Annotated in this window: 14 protein-coding genes and 1 riboswitch; of the genes, 5 read left to right on the top strand and 9 right to left on the bottom strand. The window is 72.5% G+C overall.

The features are described from left to right. Window positions 1-119 precede the first annotated feature (119 nt). A complete protein-coding gene (locus ABII15_RS33235) occupies window positions 120-1,310 on the top strand; it encodes a Glu/Leu/Phe/Val dehydrogenase dimerization domain-containing protein (protein WP_353945982.1) in 1,191 nt (396 codons plus the stop codon). Between the two features lie 89 nt (window positions 1,311-1,399). Here the strand turns inward: ABII15_RS33235 and ABII15_RS33230 are convergent, their stop codons facing one another. Then, window positions 1,400-2,407 carry a helix-turn-helix domain-containing protein gene (locus ABII15_RS33230; protein WP_353945981.1) on the bottom strand — a complete coding sequence of 336 codons (1,008 nt, stop codon included), beginning with the start codon at window positions 2,405-2,407 and terminating at the stop codon, window positions 1,400-1,402. A gap of 125 nt (window positions 2,408-2,532) precedes the next feature. Then, on the bottom strand, window positions 2,533-4,794 hold the full coding sequence (locus tag ABII15_RS33225) for a helix-turn-helix domain-containing protein (protein WP_353945980.1): 2,262 nt from the start codon (window positions 4,792-4,794) through the stop codon (window positions 2,533-2,535). A 242-nt stretch (window positions 4,795-5,036) separates the two neighbouring features. On the opposite strand from ABII15_RS33225, the gene ABII15_RS33220 reads away from it, so the two are divergent. From ABII15_RS33220 to ABII15_RS33210, 3 genes are all read left to right on the top strand, one after another. Beyond that, window positions 5,037-5,993 carry an alpha/beta hydrolase gene (locus tag ABII15_RS33220; protein WP_353945979.1) on the top strand — a complete coding sequence of 319 codons (957 nt, stop codon included), beginning with the start codon at window positions 5,037-5,039 and terminating at the stop codon, window positions 5,991-5,993. Window positions 5,994-6,020: 27 nt separating this feature from the next. Then, window positions 6,021-6,740, top strand: a complete 720-nt coding sequence (locus tag ABII15_RS33215) for an alpha/beta hydrolase (protein ID WP_353945978.1) — start codon at window positions 6,021-6,023, stop codon at window positions 6,738-6,740. Between the two features lie 88 nt (window positions 6,741-6,828). Continuing rightward, window positions 6,829-7,446, top strand: coding sequence for a TetR/AcrR family transcriptional regulator (locus ABII15_RS33210; RefSeq protein WP_353945977.1), 618 nt, complete (start codon window positions 6,829-6,831; stop codon window positions 7,444-7,446). Between the two features lie 45 nt (window positions 7,447-7,491). Here ABII15_RS33210 and ABII15_RS33205 read toward each other — a convergent pair whose 3' ends face one another. After that, window positions 7,492-8,277, bottom strand: a complete 786-nt coding sequence (locus tag ABII15_RS33205; protein ID WP_353947281.1) for an SGNH/GDSL hydrolase family protein — start codon at window positions 8,275-8,277, stop codon at window positions 7,492-7,494. A gap of 229 nt (window positions 8,278-8,506) precedes the next feature. Next, window positions 8,507-9,256 carry a LysM peptidoglycan-binding domain-containing M23 family metallopeptidase gene (locus tag ABII15_RS33200; protein WP_353945976.1) on the bottom strand — a complete coding sequence of 250 codons (750 nt, stop codon included), beginning with the start codon at window positions 9,254-9,256 and terminating at the stop codon, window positions 8,507-8,509. A 5-nt stretch (window positions 9,257-9,261) separates the two neighbouring features. Next, window positions 9,262-9,430, bottom strand: a riboswitch (cyclic di-AMP (ydaO/yuaA leader). A gap of 382 nt (window positions 9,431-9,812) precedes the next feature. Between ABII15_RS33200 and ABII15_RS33195 the strand changes: the two genes are divergently transcribed. Then, window positions 9,813-10,613, top strand: coding sequence for a tyrosine-protein phosphatase (locus tag ABII15_RS33195; protein WP_353945975.1), 801 nt, complete (start codon window positions 9,813-9,815; stop codon window positions 10,611-10,613). 19 nt (window positions 10,614-10,632) lie between these two features. Here ABII15_RS33195 and ABII15_RS33190 read toward each other — a convergent pair whose 3' ends face one another. From ABII15_RS33190 to ispG, 5 genes are all read right to left on the bottom strand, one after another. After that, window positions 10,633-10,779 (bottom strand): DUF6126 family protein, encoded by a 147-nt coding sequence (locus ABII15_RS33190; protein WP_018534478.1) that lies wholly within the window; start codon window positions 10,777-10,779, stop codon window positions 10,633-10,635. Next, window positions 10,776-11,384 carry an XRE family transcriptional regulator gene (locus ABII15_RS33185; RefSeq protein ID WP_353945974.1) on the bottom strand — a complete coding sequence of 203 codons (609 nt, stop codon included), beginning with the start codon at window positions 11,382-11,384 and terminating at the stop codon, window positions 10,776-10,778. Before ABII15_RS33185 ends, ABII15_RS33190 begins: the two co-directional genes overlap by 4 nt. Window positions 11,385-11,470: 86 nt before the next feature. Next, complete coding sequence (locus ABII15_RS33180; protein WP_353945973.1) at window positions 11,471-12,856, bottom strand: aspartate aminotransferase family protein; 1,386 nt, start codon at window positions 12,854-12,856, stop codon at window positions 11,471-11,473. Beyond that, on the bottom strand, window positions 12,853-14,742 hold the full coding sequence (gene dxs / locus ABII15_RS33175) for a 1-deoxy-D-xylulose-5-phosphate synthase (RefSeq protein WP_353945972.1): 1,890 nt from the start codon (window positions 14,740-14,742) through the stop codon (window positions 12,853-12,855). Before dxs ends, ABII15_RS33180 begins: the two co-directional genes overlap by 4 nt. A gap of 40 nt (window positions 14,743-14,782) precedes the next feature. Next, window positions 14,783-15,946, bottom strand: coding sequence for a flavodoxin-dependent (E)-4-hydroxy-3-methylbut-2-enyl-diphosphate synthase (ispG, locus tag ABII15_RS33170; protein ID WP_353945971.1), 1,164 nt, complete (start codon window positions 15,944-15,946; stop codon window positions 14,783-14,785). Window positions 15,947-15,950 lie beyond the last annotated feature (4 nt).

Raw genomic sequence — 15,950 nt, 5'->3', positions numbered from 1 at the left:
GCGCATCCGGACCGGACTGATTCCCCGTTCAGGGCCCGTGCGCCGCCCGGCGCACGTTGACAGGGCTCTCGACCTCTCGTGATACTGACCGGCCATTCAGTATGACTCTTGGAGGAACCGTGCCGGAACTGCCCGCCAGCCCGCTGATCGAGCTGACCTGGACCGACCATGTCAGCGGACGCAAGGGTTACCTGGTGGTCGACCGGCTGGTCCGCGGCGTGGCCAGCGGCGGCCTGCGGATGCGCCCGGGCTGCACCCTCGACGAGGTCGCCGGGCTCGCGCGCGGCATGACGATGAAGGAGGCGCTGCACTACGACCCGAGGGCGCGCTACGTCCCGCTCGGCGGCGCCAAGGGCGGCATCGACTGCGATCCGCGGGACCCGGAGGCGTACGGCGTCCTGGTCCGCTACCTGAAGGCGATGCGCCCGTACATCGAGTCCGTCTGGACGACGGGCGAGGATCTGGGGCTCACCCAGGACCTGGTCGACGCGGCGGCGGCCGAGGCGGGGCTCGTCTCGTCGATCCAGGCGGTGTACCCGCTGCTCGACGACGAGGCGGCCGCGCGGGCGCGTCTCGCCGCCGCCTTCGCGGTCGACGTGGACGGCATCGGCCTCGACGAGCTCGTGGGCGGCTGCGGTGTCGCCGAGTCGGTGCTGGCGGCGCTCGACCGGGCGGGCGTCCCGTACGCGGGCGCCCGTGTCGCGGTGCAGGGGCTGGGCACCATGGGCGGCGCGACGGCCCGCTTCCTCGCGCGCGCGGGCCTGCGGGTGGTCGCGGTCGCCGACGTCAGGGGGACGATCGCGAACCCGGACGGCCTCGACGTGGAGGCGATGCTCGCGGCCCGTGACGCGTACGGCGTCGTGGACCGCTCGACGCTGCGCCCCGGGGACCGCGAACTGCCGGGGGACGCCTGGCTCGCGGCCGACGCGGACGTGCTGGTCCCGGCCGCCGTCTCGTACGCGATCGACCCGCAGAACCAGCGGCGGATCACCGCCCGCTGGATCGTCGAGGCCGCCAACATGCCGGTGCTCCCGGAGGCGGAGGTGCTCCTCGCGGAGCGCGGCGTCACGGTCCTGCCCGACGTGGTGGTCAACTCCGGTACGAACGCATGGTGGTGGTGGACGCTCTTCGGCGACATCGGTGCCGACGCGGACGAGGCGTTCGGCCACACGCGGCGTGCCATGCGCGCGCTCATGGACCGGACGCTGGACCGCGCCGCGGCCGACGGGACGACGCCGAGGGCCGCCGCGCACGCGATCGTCGCCGACCGGCTGCCCGAACTCGCCGAGCGGTTCGGCTGGTACCGGTGACAGCGCCCGCCCCGGACAGAGACGCCGGGCGCGGGTGCGGACCCGTGCTGTCCGTCGCCGCACGCGCGCGCGTGCCCCTCAGTGTCCGATCAGTGTCCGATTCCCGCGGTCTCGTCCGGGGCGCCGCTGACGGCCGCCGTCTTCAGCGCCCGCCATTCGCGCGGCGAATGCCCGTACACCCCGCGGAACGACCGGCTGAAGTGCGCGGAGCTGACGAACCCCCACCGGTGCGCCACCGCCGCCACGCTCGGCCCGGCGGCGCCGCCGCGCAGCAGTTCGCGCGCGCAGCGGGCCAGCCGACGCCGCTGGATGAGCCGGCCGACGGTGATGTTCTCCGTCTCGAAGAGGCGGTGCAGATAGCGCACGGAGATGTGGTGGGCGGCGGCGACCGTCTCCGGGGAGAGTCCCGGGTCGGCCAGGTGGCGGTCGATGTGGTCCCGGATGCGCCGCACCAGGTCGTCGCGCGCTCCCTCCCCCGGCCGTGTCCGCTCGGCGACCAGCGTGCCGAACAGGTCCAGGGCGCCCGCGGCGAGCCGGTCCGCGATCGCGGGCGGGCAGGACGGCGCGGACGCCACCAGGGTCGTGAGGAACGGCACGAGGATCGCGCCGACGCCCGCGTCGGTGCCGACGGCCGTGCCGGTGACGCGGCGCAGGTCGTCGTCGGGCAGGTCGAGGGCGTGCCGGGGCAGCAGGACGGTCCGGCACACGAACGGTTCCGGGAAGTCCAGGGTGTACGGCCGCGCCGTGTCGTGGACCAGGAGCCCGCCCGCCTCCACGGTGGCGGTGCGGCCGTCCTGCCGGAGTTCGGCCCGGCCGGATGTCTGGATGTGCGCCGCGACGAACGGCCGCGGTGAGCGCGCGATGTCCGCCCGGGTGCGGATCAGCCGCTGGGCACCGGCCTCGATGGTGGACAGCCGCAGCGGTCCGAGCCGGTCGGCGACGATCCGGCCCGGCACGGTGCCGTCCGCGCCGGTCCCGTTCCCGTCCGGCGCGTACGGAGTCACCCGCATCGGCACCAGGGCGCGGCCGACGATGTCGCGCCAGTGAGCGAGCCGCTCCCCGGCGGGCGTCGCGTCGGTGGTCAGAAACAGGCTCAACCAGGCTCTCCTCTACACCCGTGGTCACCCCGTCCCACCAGTCAACCGACGCCCTGGGCCGGACTCCAGGCACAAAGGAGGCAGAAACAGCGGGCACGAACGCGCCCGGATCCGCCGGACACGATCTAGCGCTCCTCCCACCCAGCGAGTCGCTCACGCGCGCGGGCAACGATCTCCGGGTTGGCGTCGGGGCCGAGACCGGCGCAGTGCGCGAGGGCCTGCCGGGCCCGCTCCGGCCGGCCGGAGGCCAGCAGGGCATCGACGAGCAACAGCAGATTGCGCCCTTCGAGGCCGGTGTTTCCCGACGACCGGCACAGGGCGATGGCCGCCTCCAGATGGTCGACGGCCTCGTCCCAGCGCCCGAGCCGCCCCGAGCACTGGCCGATACCGGCGAGCGCGCCGAGCCGGGTGATGACGGCGCTGTGCGGCTCCATCTGGGCGCCCGCCTCGTCCAGGAGCACCACCACGTCCTGGAAGGCCGTCAGCGCCTCCTCGTCGCGCTTCTCGACCTCCAGGGTCATCGCCCGGCCGTGCAGGACCTGCAGCAGACCGACGGCGTCGTCGGCCTCGCGGAACATCTCCGCCGCCCGGTCGGCCGCCGCGAACGCCTCGTCGGGTTCGTGCAGCAGGCGGTGCGCCCAGGACGCGTAGTGATGCGCCCACGCCTGCTGCACGGGGTCGCCGGCCCGCCGCGCGGCCGTCAGTGCCGCCGCGGAGAGCGGCAGGCTGTCGCGCGGCCTGCCCTCGCACAGCGTGACGGCCCACGCGTGGTAGTTGAGCTGGGTCGCCTCGACGAGCGGGTCGCCGAGGGCCTGCGCGCTGCGCGCCGCGGTGCCGAAGACCTCCGGCCAGTGCCCCCAGAACAGCCATTGGTCGGAGAACCAGTGCAGCGCCTCCGCCACCCGGACCACGGTGGCGTGGTCGCCGTCGCGCGCGGCGGCCCGCAGCGCGGCGAGCCAGTTGGCGCCCTCGGCCTGCAGCCAGTGCCGGGCCCGCTCGGCGCTGGACAGGTCGACCGTGCCCCGCCAGGAGGCGGGCGGCGCCCCGTGGTCGGGCTCGTACCAGCGGCCCGCGACCACGGCGGTCTCCAGGAGCCAGCGGTGCAACGCCTGCCGGGAGGCGTCGGCGGCGGGCCCGAACTCCTCGGCGGTCAGGCGCGCCTGCGCGTACAGGCGCAGCAGGTCGTGCAGCCGGTAGCGGTCCGCGCGCGAGCCGAGCAGTCCGGCCTCGACCAGTTCCTCCAGGGTGTCCTCGGCGTCGAACAGCTCCTGCCCGGTGAGCTGCGCGGCGAGCGCGGCGCTCGCGTCCGGGCCGGGGACCAGTGCAAGGCGCCGGAACATCCGGGCGGCCGTCGCCGTGAGCTGCCGGTAGGACAGGTCGAAGGCGCCGCTCACCCGTACGTCCCCGGCGGTCAGCGCGTCGAGTCTGCGTTCCGCGTGCCCGAGCCGGTCGGCGAGCCGGCGCACGGTCCAGCCGGTGCGGGTGGCCAGCCAGTTGCCCGCGATGCGCAGGGCGAGGGCGAGATGGCCGCAGCGCCGGGCGACGTCGGCGAGGGCGTCCGGTTCCGCCGCCGCGCGCTCCTTGCCGATCAGCAGGGTGAGGAACTCGGCGGCCTCGGCGGGGCTCAGTTCGCCGAGCGGGATCCGGTGCACGGCGTCGAGTCCGGTCAGCATGCGCCGGCTCGTGACGATCACCATGGCCGGGCCCGCGCCGGGCAGCAGCGGCCGCACCTGTGCCTCGTCGCGCGCGTTGTCGAGCACCAGCAGGCAGCGCCGCTCGGCGAGGACGCGCCGGTACAGCTCGGGGCGGCCGGCGGGGCCCGCCTTGGCGAGGTCCCGGTCCGGGGTGCCGAGGGCCTTGAGCACGGAGACCATCAGCTCGGCGGCGGGCGGCGGCTCCTCGTCCGTACCGGACAGGTCGATCATCAGCTGGCCGTGCGGGAAGGCCCCGGCGAGCTGCCGCGAGGCGTGCAGCGCGAGGGTCGTCTTGCCCGCGCCGGGGGCGCCGGACACGGCCACGACGACGGCCTGTCCCCCGGGCGTGCGGTCCGCGGCGGCCAGATCGGCGAGGCGGCGCAGCTCGGGCTCGCGCCCCACGAAGTCGTCGACCCCGCGCGGGAACGCGTGCACACCGGCCGGGCTGTAGCCGGTGGCCCGGCCGGTCCTGGCCGCCGCGAGCAGCTTCTCCCGCTCGGTCTCGGCCAGGCCCAGACCGTCCGCGAGGGCGGCGACGGTGCGCCGCTGCGGAGCGGCACGGCGTCCGCGCTCCAGGTCGCCGATGCCGCGCACGCTCATGCCCGACGCCTCGGCGAGTCCTTCGATGGTGAGCGACCTGGCCACCCGCAGGTCCCTCAGCAACGCTCCGAACGACGTTCGACCCTCTGACACCACTACCCCCACACGCACACATGATCAACTCACGATTCTAGGAGGTGCGGGGCGCTTGCGGGCATCGGGCGTGTTAACAGTCGCCATCGGGCCAATCCGGTCAGCCCCGGCCGGACGTGCACGGTCGGGACAGGGCCGGTGCGCTCGCGGTCAACTGCCGCGCGCCGGGCGCGCCTAGCGTCCGGGAGCACGGTCCGTCCGGACCGGCGTCAGCCCCTTCCTCGATCCTCAGGAGCACACCCATGTCCGTCGATCCGGTACTCGAACCCGCCGCGACCGCCTTCGCCGAGGCCACCGCGAACCCGCCCTACCTCTTCCAGCTGCACCCCGAGGAGGGCCGCAAGGCCGTCGACGACGTGCAGTCGGGCCCGGTCGAGCTGCCCGGCGTCGACGAGGAGTGGGTCACCGTCGAGGGCGGCCCCACGGGCAGCGTCCGCGCCCGCATCGTGCGCCCCGCGGGCGCCGAGGGCGTCCTGCCGGTCGTCCTGTACATCCACGGCGCCGGCTGGGTCTTCGGCAACGCCCACACGCACGACCGCCTGGTGCGCGAACTCGCCGTGGGCACGGGCGCGGCCGTCGTCTTCCCCGAGTACGACCTCTCCCCCGAGGCCCGCTATCCGGTCGCCATCGAGCAGAACTTCGCCGTCGCCCGCTGGATCGTGGACCAGGGAGCGGCCAAGGACCTCGACGGCGACCGGCTCGCCGTCGCCGGTGACTCGGTGGGCGGCAACATGGCCGCCGCCCTCACCCTGATGGCCAAGGAGCGCGGCGGCGTCCCGCTGCTCCAGCAGGTCCTCTTCTACCCGGTGACCGACGCGGCCTTCGACACCGGCTCCTACGAGCAGTTCGCGACCGGCTACTTCCTGCGCCGCGACGGCATGGAGTGGTTCTGGGACCAGTACACGACCGACGAGGCCGAGCGCGCCCGGATCACCGCGTCCCCGCTGCGCGCCACCACCGAGCAGCTGACCGGGCTGCCGAAGGCCCTGGTCATCACCGGCGAGGCCGACGTGCTGCGCGACGAGGGCGAGGCGTACGCGAACAAGCTGCGCGCGGCCGGTGTCCCGGTCACCGCCGTCCGCTTCCAGGGCATCATCCACGACTTCGTGATGCTCAACGCGCTGCGCGAGACGCACGCCGCCGAGGCCGCGATCGCCCTGGCGATCAGCACCCTGCGCTCCGCCCTGCACACCGCCTGACACCCACGACCCCCCGAAGGACACCTCATGCCGAACCCCACCCCGACCGTCGTCCTGGTCCACGGCGCCTTCGCCGACGCCGCGAGCTGGTCCGGTGTCGTCGCCGACCTGAAGCGCGACGGCATCCCGGTTCTCGCCCCGCCCAACCCGCTGCGCGGTCTGGCCGCCGACGCCGCGTACATCGCCTCGCTCGTCGCGCAGATCGACGGCCCCGTCGTCCTGGTCGGCCACTCCTACGGCGGCGCCCTGATCACGGTCGCCGGTGTCGCCGAGAACGTCGTCGGTCTGGTCTACGTGGCCGCGTACGTCCTCGAAGAGGGCGAGAGCCTGGGCGAACTCCAGGGCCGCTTCCCCGCGTCGCCGCTGGTCAGCAATCTGAAGCAGTGGACGTACCCGGTCGCGGACGGTGAGGCGGCCGTCGAGGTCACCATCGCCGAGGACGCGTTTCCCGCGATCTTCGCCGCCGATGTGCCCGCGGAGACGACCACGGTCCTCGCGGCGGCCCAGCGCCCGCTCGCCGCGGGCGTGTTCGAGGAGAAGGCGACCGCGGCGGCCTGGCGGACCACGCCGTCGTGGGCGGTGATCGCCGGCGCCGACCGGGCGATCGACCCCGAGGTCGAGCGGTTCGGCGCGACCCGCGCCGGCGCCACCGTCGTCGAGGTCGACGGCGCCTCGCACGCGATCGCCCTCTCCCGTCCCAAGGAGGTCGCCGAGGTGATCCGCACGGCGGTGCGGGCCGCCGGCTGACCCGTCTCCGGGGCCGTCGCGCTCGCGCGAGGGCGACGGTCTCCGAGGAGCCGAGGCGCCGGGTTCCGCGAACAACTAGGGTTGCCCGGTGACCAGAGTCCGGTTGAGCGTGGCCGAACGGCGCGCGGAACTGCTGCGGGCCGCCATCGGGCAGATCGAGGTGCGCGGCGTCGCCGCCGTGCGCATCTCCGACGTGGCCTCGGCGCTCGGGGTGAGCAACGCCCTGGTGCTGTACCACTTCTCGACGAAGGAGAAGCTCGTATCGGCCGCGTTCGCGCACGCCGCCGAGGACGACCTGGCCCATCTCCACAAGCTGCTCGGCCGGCGGACCACGGCGCTCAAGCGGCTGCGCGCTGCGGTGCGCTGGTACGCGCCCACCGGCCAGGCCAAGGGATGGCGGCTGTGGATCGAGGGCTGGTCGGCCGCCCTGCGCGAGCCCGCGCTGCGCGAGGTCGCCCGCGACCTCGACAAGCAGTGGAAGGCGGCCCTCGCCGAGGTCGTCGCCGAGGGGGTGGCGGCGGGCGAGTTCGGCTGCCCCGACCCCATGGGCGCGGCGCTGCGCCTGACGGCCCTCCTCGACGGCCTCGCCGTGCAGATGACGACGTACGAGGGCGCGGTGTCCCGGGCCCGCGCCCAGGAGTGGGTGGACGAGGCGCTGGCCCGTGAACTGGGCCTGGACCGCGCCCAGTTGACGTCAGGCCGCTGACCTCCCACTCCCCGGCGGACGGCGGACCGTCACGGGATCACCGGCTCAGGACGCCGACTGGAGCTGCAGCTTGATCTCGTGCGGGTCGAGGAAGCCCTTCGCCTGCGCCCGGTCGCCGGAGGACTCGCCGCGCAGCCGGCGCCCGATCCACGGCACCAGGAACTCCCGGGCCCAGTGGATGTCGTCGCGCCGGACGGCGAACGTGCCCCGCGGCGGCAGCAGCGGCCAGGCCTGCTCGGGGTCGGCGGGCACCTCGATGCCGAGGGCCTGGGCGGCGCGCAGCGCGACCCGGGTGTGGCCCTCCGCGGCGAGGTGCAGCCGGTCCTCGTCCCAGGCCCTGCGGTCCTGGATGGACTTGAGCGACCACAGGTCGAGCATCGCGCAGCCGTGCCGGTCGGCGATGGCCCGTACGTGCATGTTGTACGTGGCGATCTTGCCGCGCAGGTGCTTGAGGACGGCCACGTCACGCGTGTCGAAGCCGGTGGCGACCATGACGGTGCCCGCGGCTTCGCCGAGCCGGACCACGGCCTTCTCGAAGCGCTCGGCCACGTCGTCCGGGTCGGTGCCGGGCCGGATGATGTCGTTGCCGCCCGCGACGAAGGTCACCAGGTCCGGGGCGAGCTCGACGGCGCGCGGGATCTGGTCCTCGACGATCTGGTCGATGAGCTTGCCGCGCACGGCGAGGTTCGCGTACCGGAAGGTGTCCTCGGGGGCCCGGTCGTCCAGGAGGACGGCGAGCCGGTCGGCCCAGCCGACGAAGGTGCCGTCGGGGCCGGGATCCCCGACGCCCTCGGTGAAGCTGTCCCCCACCGCGGCGTAGGAGCGGATCAGGCCGCTGTCGTGTGCGTCCGTCGCGTCGGCCGGGTTCGCTGCGTCCGTGAGTGCTCTCGATTCGTTTGCCACGACCACACATCTTTCACCCAGGGATGTGACCTACGCGACCGTAACCAGGGGTTGACGAGTGGTGACAAAGCACACCCGGCCCCCAGGGAATATCTGGGAGCCGGGCGTGAGGCGTGTGGCGCACGTGCTGCGCGGGACGCCTTCGAGGCCGGACGGCTCAGAGAGTGACGCCGTGGCCGCGCAGGTAGGCGACCGGGTCGACGTCCGAGCCGTAGCTCGCGGTCGTCCGGATCTCGAAGTGCAGGTGGGGTCCGGTGACGTTGCCGGTCGCGCCGGACAGCCCGATCTGCTGGCCCGCCGTCACCGTCTGACCTGCGGAGACGCCGACCGAGGACAGGTGGGCGTACTGGGAGTAGTAGCCGTCGGCGTTCTTGATGACGACCTGGTTGCCGTAGGCGCCCCCGTCGCCCGCCGAGACGACGGTGCCGTTGGACACGGCCTTCACCGAGGTGCCGGTGGGCACGGTGAAGTCGGTGCCGGTGTGGTAGCCGCTGGACCACATTGCGCCGGACGAGTGGTACTGGGTGCCGACCGAGCCCTCGACGGGCTTCACGTAGCCCGAGCCGGTCGAGGCGGTGCTCGCCCGGGTAGCAGTGGCGGCCGAGCCGCTCGCGCCGCCGACGGTGAGCTTGATGCCGGGCGTGATCAGGGACGCGTTCGCGCCGATGACGCTCTTGTTGTCCTTGTAGAGCTGCTGCCAGCCACCGTCGACGTTCTGGCTCTTCGCGATCTTCGCGAGGGTGTCGCCGGACTTCACGGTGTACGTGGCGCTGCCGGAGCTCGCGGCCTGCGCCCCGGTGGCGCCGATGAGCGGCAGCGCGAGCGCGGCCCCTCCGACGGTGGCGAGGGCGGCGGCGCGGGTGGCGCGGCGGGTCTTCGGGCGGCGGTGCTTCGCCTGTGCGGGCATGGCGCTTTTCCTCTCCGTCGCCTGCGAGGTGAGCTGTCGGGTTCGGACTGGAGATGTCCGGCCGGATCCCGGGAAGGAGACCGGCTGCACCCCGAGCCACGTCGGGAAATCCCTCGGCGGCGTACTGCCTGTGGGTCCCCCGCTCCTGCCGTCACGGGTTGTCGTGGGAATTCCGGGCGGCGGCAGGACTAGGCGTTCCGTCCGGTGTGATGGGTGACCGTAAGGCAGCGCAACCGGCCGCGACAAACACCGAATTCACTTTCCGGGGGTTCTCGGTGATCATTTGGGAGTTCTCTGTGTGACCCTCTGTCGCAGCCGTGCCTTTACCAACGCCATACCTGCGGGAATTCCGCCGTCCGGCAGTCGCGGAAATCGCCACGCACCGTCACCGCTATGAGCCCGCTCACGCGACCGTCCGCAATCTCCCTTCACTTGCGGACAGTTGGCGCAGAACTGGACAAAACAGACGGATGGTTGCCCGGGTGATCGATGTCGTATCGTCAGACGAAGGCCCACCGGCGAGCGGCGCCGGAGCGCCCGATTCGGAGGAGCCCCCGTGACGCAGCACGCCCCGTCCACCGAGCCCGAACTGACCGCAGTGCGCAACTTCCGCGATGTGGGCGGCCTGCCGACCGTGGACGGCGGGCAGGTGCGGCCCGGCGTGCTCTTCCGCAGCGGTCACCTCGCGCACGCCACCGCCGAGGACGCCGCGTTCCTGTCCTCCCTCGGCCTGCACACCGTCTTCGACTTCCGCAACGCGGCGGACCAGAAGCTGGAGGGCGCCGACGTCGAGCTGTCCGGCGTGCGCAATGTGAATCTGCCGCTGACCGACCCGGCCGACGGCGCCGAGTTCTGGAAGATGGTCCGCGACGGCGACCTCGACCAGCTGCGCGCGCTGCTCTCCGACGGTCGCGCGGCGCAGCGCATGATCTCCTCGTACCGGTCGATCATCAGCGACCGCACCGCCGAGCACAGCCGGGTGCTGCACGCGATGGCCGACGACAGCACGCCCGCCCTGATGCACTGCGCGGCCGGCAAGGACCGCGCGGGGCTGTCGATCGCCGTGACGCTGCTCGCCGTCGGCGTCGAGCGGGACGCCATCGAGGCGGACTACCTGAAGTCGAACGAGAAGCACCGCCGCTACAAGGTCCGCCGCACCGGCAGCACCTCGGGCGACGCCTACTCCCCCGAGGTCATGGAGCTGCTCGCGCCGCTCTTCGACGCCCGCGCCGAGTATCTGCACGCGGCCTTCGAGACCATCGAGGAGAAGTGGGGCACCACCGACCGCTACTTCACGGAGGGCCTGAAGCTCGGCGCGGCCGACCGCGACCGGCTGCGCGAGCGCCTGGTCGACTGAGGCGCCGGCGCGGCGGTGCTCAGCGGCCGCCGCCCAGCGTGAACAGCAGGTAGACGAACGCGGCGAAGGCGTGTCCCACGAAGACGTAGATCAGGACCCGTACCCAGATGCCGCGCGGCAGCTTGTCCTCGATGTCGCGGCCGCCCGGCCGCTGTGCGTCACTCATGACATGCCTCCCAGGCACAGTGCGGTGGTCGGGCTCTGGAGCAAGGTGTGGACGAAGAGAAGGTCGGACCCGCCGGTGTCCGCGGCCGCGATGCGGTGCGGGGTGAGCGAGTCGAAGTGGGCGCTGTCTCCCGGGTCGAGCCGGTAGGCCGTGTCCCCCAGGCGCAGCCGCAGCCGCCCTTCGAGGACGTAGAGCCACTCCTCGCCGGGGTGGACGCGCACGATGTCGCCCTGGGCGCCGTACGGGACGTGCACCCGCAGCGCCTGCATGCCGCGGCCCGGGGCGCCGGCCTGGACATAGGTCCAGCCGCCCGCCTCGGTCGCCTCCATGGTCCCGGCGCGCACGACGGCGTCGCGATCGGCGGGGGCCTCGCCGAGCAGTTCGGAGACCGTCGTACCGTAGGTACGGGCGAGTGCGAGCAGCATCGGCAGCGAGGGCTGGCGCTGTCCGGTCTCCAGCCGGGAGAGATGGGCCGGTGACAGGCCGGCCGTGCGGGCCGCGGCCTCCAGGGTGAGGGAGGCGCGACGGCGCAGGGCGCGCAGCTGGGGCGCGACGGCAGGCAGCTCCGGGGGTTCCGGAGCCTCCTCGGGGAGGGCAGGGCTCATACCGTCGATTCAGCCAGAGCCCTGCCTAAGAGGCAAATTTATTGCCTCAGAGGCAAGCCTCTGAGGCAATCGGTCCATGGACCCGGTCAGCGGATGGCGACCGCCTGCTTCACCAGTGTCTTCCCGAAGTCCCACATCAGCCCGCCGCCGCCGTGCGCGTCGTCCATGACGGCGGTGAACGCCTCGACGAACCGCTCGACGTCCGCCTCGTCGAGGACGAGCGGCGGGATCAGCTTGATGACTTCGAGATGGTCGCCGGAGACCTGGGTGAGGATCCGGTGCTTCTGCAGCAGCGGCACCACGACCATCTGCGCGAACAGACCCTTGCGCGCGGCCTGCAGCATGGTCCAGCGGCTGCGCAGCTTCAGTGACTTGGGCCTGCCGAACTCGATCCCGATCATCAGGCCGCGGCCGCGGACGTCGCTCAGCAGTTCGTAGCGGTCGATGAGCGCGGCGAGCCGGGTCCGCAGCAGGTCGCCCATGGCCCGGGCGTTGGCGACGGTCTCCTCGTCCTCCATCACGGAGAGCACGGCGAGGCCGGCGGCCATGGCCTGCGCGTTGGAGCCGAAGCTGGCCGAGTGGACCAGGACCCGGTCCATGGACGAGTAGACCTTCTTGAAGATCCAGTCCTTGCCGAGGGTGGCGCCCACGGGCACGTATCCGCCGGAGAGCGCCTTGGCGACGCACACCAGGTCCGGCTCGACGCCGTCCTCGTGCTGGTAGGCGTAGAAGTCGCCGGTGCGTCCGAGGCCGGTCTGCACCTCGTCGGCGATGAGCAACGCCTTGTGCTGGTGCAGGAGTTGCTGCGCGGCCCGCAGATAGCCGGGCGGCGCCTCGTGCACGCCCTTGCCCTGGATGGGCTCGACGATGAGCGCGGCGACATCGCCCTTCTTCAGCTCCCGCGCCAAGGCGTCGAGGTCGCCGAGCGGGACGGCGGTGTCGGGCAGCAGCGGGGCGAAGCCGTCGCGGAACCCGTCCTCGCCGTTGACCGACAGGGAGCCGGTGGTCAGGCCGTGGAAGGCGTGGGCGCAGTAGAGCACCCGCGGCTTCCCGGTGGCGAAGCGGGCGAACTTCAGCGCCGTCTCGACCGCTTCCGTACCGCTGTTGCCGAAGAAGACCCGGTCCAGATGCGGGCTGTGGGCGAGCAGCTTCTCGGCGAGCAGCCCCGGCAGCGGCTGGCAGTCGAACCGGGTCAGGTCGGCGAGGGAGGCGTCGAGGACGTCGTGCAGCGCCTTGCGGACGACGGGGTGGTGGCGGCCCAGGCCCATGACGCCGAACCCGGCGAGCATGTCCAGGTAGTCGTTGCCGTCCGCGTCCCAGAAGTGGGCGCCCTCGGCCCGCTCGTAGACCTTGTCGAAGCCGATGGTGTGCAGCATCTTCGGCAGCTGGTGGTTGAGGTACTTGGCGTGCAGCTCGTACCGTTCGGCGCCGCGCTCGGCGAGCAGCGTCTGGAGGTCGAACTCCTTGCTCATGCGTCGTTCTCCTTGCCGGACTTCACATTGAGGGAGGTACTGATCCGTCCGGCGATCTCCACCGGCGTCAGACCGATGTCGGCCAGCACCTCGCCGCGCTTGGCGTGCGCGAGGAACTGCTCGGGGATCCCGAACCGGCGTACGGGGACGTCGACTTCGGCGTCGCCGAGCGCGAGGGCGACCGCGGAGCCGACTCCGGCGGCCCTGCTGTTGTCCTCGACGACGGCGACGAGCTCGTACCCGGTGGCCAGCGGGGCGAGATCCGGGTCGACGGGTTTGACCCAACGCGGGTCGACGACCGTGCAGTTGATGCCACGGGCCGCCAGCAGCTCGGCGGTCTGGAGACAGACCGGGGCCATCACGCCGACCGACACGAGCAGCACGCGCGGGTTGTCGGACCGGTGCAGCACGTCGATGCCGCCCACCCGGTCGACGGCCGGGACCGGCGCGCCCACGGACTCCTTGGGAAAGCGCAGCACGGTCGGGGCGTCGTCCACGGCGACGGCCTCGCGCAGCTGCGCGCGGAGCTGGTCGGCGTCGCGCGGTGCGGCGATCCGCAGCCCCGGCACCACCTGGAGCACGGACATGTCCCACATGCCGTTGTGCGAGGCGCCGTCGACTCCGGTGACGCCGGCCCGGTCGAGGACGAAGGTGACGCCGCTCTTGTGCAGGGCGACGTCCATGAGGAGCTGGTCGAAGGCGCGGTTGAGGAAGGTCGCGTACACGGCGACGACCGGATGCAGCCCGCCGGTGGCGAGACCGGCGGCGGAGACGGCGGCGTGCTGCTCGGCGATGCCGACGTCCCACACCCGGTCGGGGAACTCGGCCGCGAACTTCGTCAGGCCCACCGGATGCAGCATGGCCGCGGTGATGGCGACGACGTCCGCCCGCTCCCGCCCGATCGCCGCGATCTCGTCGCCGAACACCGAGGTCCAGGACGGGCCGCCGGCCGGGGCGAGCGGCTCGCACGTGAGGGGATCCATCACGCCGACGGTGTGGAAGCGGTCGGCCTCGTCGGCGAGCGCCGGCTCGTAGCCGCGGCCCTTCTCGGTCAGGCAGTGCACGAGGACCGGCCCGTGGAAGCGCTTCGCGCGGCGCAGCGCGGACTCCATGGCCCCGATGTCGTGCCCGTCGATGGGGCCTACGTATTTGAGGCCCAGGTCCTCGAACATGCCCTGCGGGGCGAACGCGTCCTTGAAGCCCTTCTTGGCGCCGTGCAGGGACTCGTAGACGGTGTGTCCGACGACGGGGGTGCGCAGCAGGACATCCTTGCCCCAGGCCAGTACCTTCTCGTAGCCGTCGGTCGTGCGCAGCGTGGCCAGGTGGTTGGCGAGCCCGCCGATGGTGGGCGCGTAGGAGCGCTCGTTGTCGTTGACCACGATGATCAGCGGGCGGTCCTTGGCCGCCGCGATGTTGTTCAGCGCCTCCCAGGCCATGCCGCCGGTCAGCGCGCCGTCGCCGATGACGGCGACGACGTGCCCGCGCTCCCCCTGCACCTGGCGCGCCTTGGCGAGCCCGTCGGCCCAGCCGAGGGCGGTGGAGGCGTGGCTGTTCTCGACGATGTCGTGCTCGGACTCCTCGCGCGAGGGGTAGCCGGACAGGCCGCCCTTGCCGCGCAGCTTGCTGAAGTCCTGACGGCCGGTCAGCAGCTTGTGCACATAGCTCTGATGGCCGGTGTCCCAGACGATCTTGTCGACGGGCGACTCGAAGACCCGGTGGAGCGCGACGGTCAGTTCGACCACGCCCAGGTTGGGTCCGAGGTGACCGCCGGTTCTGGCAACCGCGTGGATCAGGAACTCCCTTATCTCCACCGCCAGTTCGTCGAGCTCCTCCTCGCTCAGCGCCTTCAGATCGCGCGGCCCCCGGATGGTTTCCAGAATCGTCACGCTCGAGCCCCCTTCGTGGTCGAACCTCACAACCCAGCACTCAGCTCACGGTGACGTCGGGCGGGCCCGACGCGACGCCGTCCTTCTCCATCCGCTCGGCGATCTTCATCGCTTCCTCGATGAGCGTCTCCACGATCTTCGACTCGGGAACGGTCTTGACGACCTCGCCCTTTACGAAGATCTGCCCCTTGCCGTTGCCCGAGGCGACGCCGAGATCGGCCTCGCGGGCCTCCCCCGGTCCGTTCACGACACACCCCATGACGGCCACCCGCAGCGGCACCTCCATGCCGTCGAGCCCGGCGGTCACCTCGTCGGCCAGCTTGTACACGTCCACCTGGGCCCGCCCGCAGGACGGACAGGAGACGATCTCCAGGCGCCGCTGCCGCAGTCCCAGCGACTCCAGGATCTGGATGCCGACCTTGCACTCCTCGGCGGGCGGCGCGGACAGCGAGACCCGGATGGTGTCGCCGATGCCCTCGGAGAGCAGCGCGCCGAAGGCGACGGCCGACTTGATCGTGCCCTGGAAGGCGGGGCCCGCCTCCGTCACCCCGAGGTGCAGCGGGTAGTCGCACGCGGCGGCGAGCTGCCGGTAGGCGTTGACCATCACCACGGGGTCGTTGTGCTTGACGGAGATCTTGAGGTCGCGGAAGCCGTGCTCCTCGAAGAGCGACGCCTCCCACAGCGCCGACTCCACGAGCGCCTCCGGGGTCGCCTTCCCGTACTTCTCCAGGAGGCGGCGGTCGAGCGACCCCGCGTTGACCCCGATCCTGATCGGCGTACCGGCGTCGGACGCCGCCTTCGCGATCTGCTTGACCTGGTCGTCGAACTTCTTGATGTTGCCCGGGTTCACCCGCACCGCCGCACACCCGGCGTCGATGGCGGCGAACACGTACTTGGGCTGGAAGTGGATGTCCGCGATGACGGGGATCTGCGACTTGCGCGCGATGGTCGCGAGCGCGTCCGCGTCGTCCTGGGTGGGGCACGCCACCCGCACGATCTGACAGCCGGACGCGGTCAGTTCGGCGATCTGCTGCAGCGTGGTCCCGATGTCCGAGGTCCGTGTCGTCGTCATCGACTGCACGGACACCGGTGCGCCGCCTCCCACCGCCACCGGTCCGACCATGATCCGGCGGCTGGCGCGCCGCTCGGCGATGGGTCGGACCGGTACCTCGGGGAGGCCCAGTGAGACGGGCTCTCCGTTCATGCCA

Source organism: Streptomyces sp. HUAS MG91 (assembly GCF_040529335.1).
Lineage (GTDB): Bacteria > Actinomycetota > Actinomycetes > Streptomycetales > Streptomycetaceae > Streptomyces > Streptomyces tabacisoli.
This window is presented reverse-complemented; position numbering and strand designations above follow the sequence as displayed.

Excerpts from the sequence above, each read along its gene's own strand:
- ABII15_RS33220 (WP_353945979.1), top strand. The coding sequence starts at position 5,037 with ATGTCCGTCGATCCGGTACTCGAACCCGCCGCGACCGCCTTCGCCGAG.
- ABII15_RS33215 (WP_353945978.1), top strand. The coding sequence starts at position 6,021 with ATGCCGAACCCCACCCCGACCGTCGTCCTGGTCCACGGCGCCTTCGCC.
- ABII15_RS33200 (WP_353945976.1), bottom strand. The coding sequence starts at position 9,256 with ATGCCCGCACAGGCGAAGCACCGCCGCCCGAAGACCCGCCGCGCCACC.
- ABII15_RS33190 (WP_018534478.1), bottom strand. The coding sequence starts at position 10,779 with ATGAGTGACGCACAGCGGCCGGGCGGCCGCGACATCGAGGACAAGCTG.
- ABII15_RS33185 (WP_353945974.1), bottom strand. The coding sequence starts at position 11,384 with ATGAGCCCTGCCCTCCCCGAGGAGGCTCCGGAACCCCCGGAGCTGCCT.
- ABII15_RS33180 (WP_353945973.1), bottom strand. The coding sequence starts at position 12,856 with ATGAGCAAGGAGTTCGACCTCCAGACGCTGCTCGCCGAGCGCGGCGCC.
- ispG (WP_353945971.1), bottom strand. The coding sequence starts at position 15,946 with ATGAACGGAGAGCCCGTCTCACTGGGCCTCCCCGAGGTACCGGTCCGA.